This is a genomic window from Mesorhizobium sp. M2E.F.Ca.ET.209.01.1.1, assembly GCF_004010375.2.
Classification (GTDB): Bacteria; Pseudomonadota; Alphaproteobacteria; order Rhizobiales; family Rhizobiaceae; genus Mesorhizobium.
The window spans coordinates 1-307 of the sequence record NZ_SADP02000941.1 but is presented as its reverse complement, the minus strand read 5'-3'; the positions used below and the strand labels follow the sequence as shown (position 1 = coordinate 307).

The 307-nt window shown below is 68.7% G+C and carries 1 protein-coding gene; it reads right to left on the bottom strand.

From position 1 onward, the window contains the following. Positions 1 to 307, bottom strand: a 307-nt coding sequence (locus EN852_RS38590; protein WP_135879887.1) for a periplasmic heavy metal sensor, incomplete at both ends; no start/stop codon positions are given.

The following is a 307-nucleotide window of genomic DNA, read 5'->3' as shown; positions in this document are numbered from 1 at the left end:
CAGTTGGCTATCCTCAGGCGAGCTCGACGCCGCGAAGTCGATGATGCGCTGTTCCAGCCGCGTGCGGATGGTGGCATCGGCGTTGCGCGCCCGCTCCAGGGCGGCGGCAAGAGCGCTCGTGTCCAGCGTCGGCAGCTGCAAGAGATTGGCCGCCTCGCGCCGCGCCTGCTGCCCATCGAGGATGATTGCGCGGGCCTCGCGACGCACCTCTCGCAACGCCTGGCGGAATGCCTTGCGATCATCGGCTGGGAGCCGGCTGCCCGCCGATTCCAGCGAATAGCCCGGATTGGACCTGCCGATCAGCCAG